Consider the following 4778-nt stretch of genomic DNA (forward strand, 5'->3'; position numbering starts at 1 on the left):
AGGCCACCCCCGCGAAGTCAAGGCCGCCATAAAAGCCACCGCCTTTGGAGCGATGGCTGAGCGACTGGCAAGGCAAAACATCGGAAGTCTCTGGACTTTCCATGGATTTCTGGCCACACCGCGCAATGGCAAGACTGCAGTGCTGCACATCCAGGATATTCAACAAAATTAATTTTCAAGGGGTCCGCAATGGCCACGTTCAAGAAGTTCAACAAAGACAAGCGCCCAAAGCGCAACACCCAGTCCCTGCTGTTCAAGCGCAAGCGCTTTTGCCGCTTCACGGTGACCGGTGTTGAAGAAATCGACTACAAGGATGTCGATACGCTGCGCGATTTCATCGCCGAAAACGGCAAGATCATCCCCGCACGCCTGACCGGCACGCGCGCCATCTTCCAGCGTCAGCTGAACACTGCCATCAAGCGCGCACGCTTCCTGGCCCTGGTGCCTTACAGCGACCAGCACAAGATCTAAGGAGCACAACCCATGCAAATCATCCTGCTCGACAAGGTTGTGAACCTCGGCAACCTCGGTGAAATCGTCAAGGTCAAAGACGGCTACGCCCGCAACTTTCTGATTCCCGCTGGTCGCGCACGTCGCGCCACGGAAGCCGCCAAGGCAGAGTTCGAAGCCAAGCGCGCTGAACTCGAAAAGGCCGCTGCTGCCAAGCTGGCAGAAGCCCAAGCCCAAGGTGAAAAGCTGGCTGGCACCACCGTCAAGCTGACACAAAAGGCTGGCGTGGATGGCCGTCTGTTTGGTTCCGTGACCAACCATGACATCGCCGAAGAGCTGAACAAGCAAGGCTACAAGGTTGCCAAGTCGCAAATCCGCCTGCCCAACGGCCCGATCAAGGTCGTGAGCGACAGCGCTGTGAGCGTGGCTCTGCACACCGATGTGGTCGTGGAAGTCAACGTGTCGGTCTACGGCGAAACCGCCTGATCGTCCGTCAGGACCTCTCAAAAAAGCCGCCCTTGGGCGGCTTTTGTCTTTGTGTGACCGTAGTTTGTACACGGTTGCCCACGGGTTACCCCCGCCTTATCCACAGACTTGTGCCATGACGACACGCCGCGTGGGCGATAGCATGCCGGGTTAGCTCCAAGGATTCCATGTCTGCCGTTTTCCCACCCCTTGATGATGGATTCACGCCCGTGCCGGACCGTGAAATTGCCCAGTTGCGTGTGCCACCGCACTCCATCGAGGCGGAGTCCAGTGTGCTGGGTGGTCTGCTGTTGGACAACAATGCCTGGGACCGCGTGGGCGACCTGCTGGTAGAAAGCCATTTCTATCGCCACGAGCACCAAATGATCTACACAGCCATTGGCGCGCTGATCAATGCCAGCAAGCCAGCCGACGTGATCACGGTGTTCGAGCACCTCCAGAACCAGGGCAAGGCGCAGGAGATGGGCGGGCTGGCCTATCTGAACAATCTGGCGCAATACGTACCCAGTGCCAGCAATATTCGGCGCTATGCCGAAATCGTCCGTGAACGCGCCATCCTGCGCAAGCTGGTCACTGCCAGCGACGAAATTTCGACCAACGCGTTCAACCCCCAGGGTAAAACGGTGGAACGCATCCTGGACGAAGCCGAGGCCAAGATATTTGCCATTGGCGAAGAGGGTTCGCGCACCAAGCAGGGCTTCCAGTCGCTCGACACGCTGGTGATTGACCTGCTCGACCGCGTGCAGGAGATGGCGGACAACCCTGTGGACGTCACGGGCGTCCCCACCGGCTTTGCCGACCTGGACCGCATGACCAGCGGCTTGCAGGCGGGCGACATGGTGGTGCTGGCAGCCCGCCCGTCCATGGGCAAAACCTCGTTCGCGGTGAACATTGCTGAGCACGTGGCGCTCAACGAGGGCTTGCCTGTCGCCATCTTCTCGATGGAAATGGGGGCCGCTCAATTGGCGGTGCGTATCGTGGGCTCGATCGGCCGGGTGAACCAGGGCAACCTGCGCACCGGCAAGCTCACCGACGATGAATGGCCACGCCTGACCGAAGCCATCGAAAAGCTGCGCACGGTGTCGCTGCACATTGACGAAACCCCGGGCCTCACGCCCAGCGAGCTGCGTGCCAACGCGCGCCGTCTGGCGCGCCAGTGCGGCAAGCTGGGCCTGATCGTGGTGGACTACTTGCAGCTCATGAGCGGCTCGGGTTCGTCGGGCTCGGACAACCGGGCGACGGAGCTGGGCGAAATTTCCCGGGGTCTCAAGATGCTGGCCAAGGAGCTGCAATGCCCGGTGATCGCGCTGTCTCAGCTCAACCGCTCGGTGGAGCAGCGTACCGACAAGCGCCCCATGATGTCCGACCTGCGCGAATCGGGCGCCATCGAGCAGGACGCGGACATCATCATGTTCATCTACCGCGACGACTACTACAACAAGGACTCCAAAGAGCCCAACGTGGCCGAGGTCATCATCGGCAAACAGCGGAACGGCCCCACCGGAACCGTGAAGCTGTTCTTCCAGAAGAACCAGACGCGCTTTGAGAACCTGGCGATGGGTTCCGGCGACGATTTCTAATGAAAATAGCTGCTAGTGCCGGTTTTATATGCGCTAGCATCTATTGAATTTATAGCAAACAAGTTCTGGCGCCATGCCGTACAGTGCCCGTGGTTCCAGGCTCCCGGCATGCGCGGTATCGCTATTGCACTATTGAGTTAGTACCCACACCAGCAAACCTGCGCATGCCACTGCCAGCATGCTCACCGCCACGGTGAACCATTGCTGGCGTCGGCGCAGCACTTCCACCGCCTGCACCACCTGGGCATGCTGTTCGGCCAGGGACTGGATCAGCATGGCGGACTCCTGCTGCTCCCGCTCCAATTGCGCCACGCGGTCACGCAGATGCTGAAGCTGCAAGGCCGCCGGAATGGCGGTCTCGCCAGCGGCACCATCGAGTGCACCCGTCGCCGCTTCGGCATTCCCTTTTTGGGTGGTGCCCAGCAGCTTCTTGGCCGCCTGCAGGATTTGGGGCGTCGCCTCGATGACGTCGCCCCAGGGCACCAGCTTCAGTGCTGCAACCCAGCTTGCCGCCAACTCAGAGCACCTCGCTGGCGAAGTCCGCCAGGCGTGAGCGTTCGCCCCGCGCCAGGGTGATGTGCCCGCTGTGTGGCCAGCCCTTGAAGCGGTCCACCGCATACGTCAGGCCGGAGGAGCCTTCGGTCAGGTACGGTGTATCGATCTGCGCCAGGTTGCCCATGCAGATGATCTTGGTGCCGGGGCCTGCGCGGGTGATCAGTGTCTTCATCTGCTTGGGCGTCAGGTTCTGCGCTTCGTCGATGATCACGTACTTGTTCAGGAAGGTGCGCCCGCGCATGAAGTTCATGCTCTTGATCTTGATGCGGCTGCGGATCAGCTCATTGGTGGCCGCGCGGCCCCACTCGCCTGCGTTGCCGCCATCGCCCTTGGCCAAAAACTCCAGGTTGTCATCCAGTGCGCCCATCCAGGGGCCCATCTTCTCTTCTTCGGTGCCGGGCAGGAAGCCGATGTCTTCTCCCACGCTCACGGTGGCGCGGGTCATGATGATCTCGGTGTAGCGGCGGTCGTCCAACACCTGAGTGAGGCCCGCGGCTAGGGCCAGCAGGGTCTTGCCGGTGCCTGCAGTGCCGGTCAGGGTCACGAAGTCGATCTCGGGGTCCATGAGCAGATTCATGGCGTAGTTCTGCTCGCGGTTGCGCGTGGTCACGCCCCACACAGCATTCTTGGTGGAGCCATAGTCCTTGAGCGTCTGCAGCACCGCAGTCTTTTCACGGATCTCGCTCACGCGCGCAAACAGGCTGGGCTCGCCGGGGGCCTCGAAGTACACAAACTGGTTGATCATCAGCTGCGGCACGATGGGCCCGCCGATGCGGTAGTAGGTGTGGGCGCCGCTCTGCCAGCTTTCCACGTTCTTGCCGCTCTTGGCCCAGAAGTCTGGGGGCAGGGCCAGCACGCCGGCGTACAGCAGGTCGCCATCTTCCAGCGTCTTGTCGTTCTGGTAGTCCTCGGCGTTCAGGCCCAGGGCGCGCGCCTTGACGCGCATGTTGATGTCCTTGGATACCAGTACCACCTCGCGCGGGGCGTGCAGCTTGCGCAGGGCTTCGACCACGCCCAGGATCTGGTTGTCGGCCTTGCCGGGGGGCAGGCTGGTGGGCAGGCTGTAATCCAGCGGTACGGTCTGGAAGAACAGGTGGCCGCCCGCGGCGCGCTGGCCGGTGGAGTCGAGCTTGAGGCCCTTAGCCATGTCGGCGCCCTGGGCGGCCGCCAGCGCATCCAGAGTGCGGCTGGCTTGGCGGCCGTTGCGCGCGACTTCGGTCATGCCCTTCTTGTGGCCGTCCAATTCTTCCAGCACGATCATCGGCAGGAAGATGTCGTGCTCTTCAAAGCGGAACAGGCTGGTCGGATCATGCAGGAGCACATTGGTGTCCAGCACGAAGAGCTTGGTCGGGCCGTGCGATGCAGACTTGCGGCTGCGTGTGGTGGTTGCGGTGGCTGGCGCGGGGCTGGCGGTGATGGCAGGAGGAGTGGCGGTACCGCGCGCCTTGCGCGTGCCAGTGCTGCGAGCCACGGGAGCGGCAGAGGGGGCGGCTGTCCGGGTTCGGGTCTCGATTTGTAGGAGTGGAGCGGTGTCAGGCGCTGCCAGCGACGAGGCCACACTGTCTGCCTTGCGTCCCGCGCGGGCTGGGGCTGTAGCGGTGCGCTGAGGCATGGCAACGGCTTCATTGGCCGAGGTGGTGGCTACGCGGGGGCGGGCCGTGACTTCAAAGGCTTCTGGCGCGAGGAGTGCAGCGCGCCGGCTGGGGG

General features: G+C 62.2%; 5 protein-coding genes and 1 pseudogene. 4 read left to right on the top strand and 2 right to left on the bottom strand.

Features of this window, described 5'->3' with window-relative positions; all coding sequences use genetic code 11:
• The 4 genes and pseudogenes from DBR23_RS31640 to dnaB all read left to right on the top strand — a co-directional run.
• Positions 1 to 172: pseudogene (locus tag DBR23_RS31640) on the top strand (primosomal replication protein N); the annotation flags it as partial.
• 17 nt (positions 173 to 189) lie between these two features.
• Positions 190 to 471: a 30S ribosomal protein S18 gene (rpsR, locus tag DBR23_RS24220; protein ID WP_005795932.1), complete on the top strand. Its 282-nt coding sequence runs from the start codon at positions 190 to 192 to the stop codon at positions 469 to 471.
• 12 nt (positions 472 to 483) lie between these two features.
• Complete coding sequence (gene rplI, locus DBR23_RS24225; protein ID WP_015013247.1) at positions 484 to 936, top strand: 50S ribosomal protein L9; 453 nt, start codon at positions 484 to 486, stop codon at positions 934 to 936.
• A gap of 167 nt (positions 937 to 1103) precedes the next feature.
• Positions 1104 to 2516, top strand: a complete 1413-nt coding sequence (gene dnaB / locus DBR23_RS24230; protein ID WP_056061481.1) for a replicative DNA helicase — start codon at positions 1104 to 1106, stop codon at positions 2514 to 2516.
• 129 nt (positions 2517 to 2645) lie between these two features.
• Here the strand turns inward: dnaB and DBR23_RS24235 are convergent, their stop codons facing one another.
• Both DBR23_RS24235 and DBR23_RS24240 read right to left on the bottom strand, forming a co-directional pair.
• A complete protein-coding gene (locus DBR23_RS24235; RefSeq protein ID WP_108499824.1) occupies positions 2646 to 3032 on the bottom strand; it encodes a hypothetical protein in 387 nt (128 codons plus the stop codon).
• 1 nt (position 3033) lies between these two features.
• Positions 3034 to 4778, bottom strand: a 1745-nt coding sequence (locus DBR23_RS24240; protein ID WP_108499825.1) for a PhoH family protein, incomplete at its 5' end; no start/stop codon positions are given.

Source organism: Acidovorax sp. HMWF018 (assembly GCF_003061035.1).
GTDB lineage: Bacteria > Pseudomonadota > Gammaproteobacteria > Burkholderiales > Burkholderiaceae_C > Acidovorax > Acidovorax delafieldii.

Excerpts from the sequence above, each read along its gene's own strand:
- dnaB (WP_056061481.1), top strand. The coding sequence starts at position 1,104 with ATGTCTGCCGTTTTCCCACCCCTTGATGATGGATTCACGCCCGTGCCG.
- rplI (WP_015013247.1), top strand. The coding sequence starts at position 484 with ATGCAAATCATCCTGCTCGACAAGGTTGTGAACCTCGGCAACCTCGGT.
- rpsR (WP_005795932.1), top strand. The coding sequence starts at position 190 with ATGGCCACGTTCAAGAAGTTCAACAAAGACAAGCGCCCAAAGCGCAAC.